General features: G+C 67.0%; 1 protein-coding gene. It reads left to right on the top strand.

Annotated elements, in window-relative coordinates; genetic code table 11:
• Positions 1–403 (top strand): phosphopantetheine-binding protein (locus HUA75_RS48195; RefSeq protein ID WP_174490139.1); only part of this gene is annotated, 403 nt, incomplete at both ends.

The following is a 403-nucleotide window of genomic DNA, read 5'->3' as shown; positions in this document are numbered from 1 at the left end:
CTCCATCTTCTCCGACGTCCTCGGCCTGGAGCGCGTCAGCATCCACGGCGACTTCTTCGAGTTGGGCGGCCACTCCCTCCTCGCCACTCAAGTCGTCTCTCGCATCCGCTCCACCTTCGACGTCGAGCTGCCCCTCGGTGAGCTCTTCTCCTCTCCCACCGTCGCTCTCCTCTCCGAGCGGCTGGACTTGCTCCACGGCTCCTCGTCTCGCCAGCCGGCCCTCGTCCCTGTCGACCGGGCCCAGCCGCTGCCTCTCTCCTTCGCCCAGCAGCGCCTCTGGTTCCTCGACCAGCTCCAGCCCGGCGCTCCCACCTACAACATCCCCTGGGCGCTCAAGCTCTCTGGCTCGCTTGACTCGCATGCGCTGCTCCAGTCCCTCAACGCGCTGATTCAGCGTCACGAG

It is taken from the genome of Myxococcus sp. CA040A, assembly GCF_013336725.1.
Taxonomy (GTDB): Bacteria; Myxococcota; Myxococcia; order Myxococcales; family Myxococcaceae; genus Myxococcus; species Myxococcus llanfairpwllgwyngyllgogerychwyrndrobwllllantysiliogogogochensis.
The sequence above is the reverse complement of the archived record's forward strand: the minus strand, read 5'-3'. Positions and strand labels throughout refer to the sequence as shown.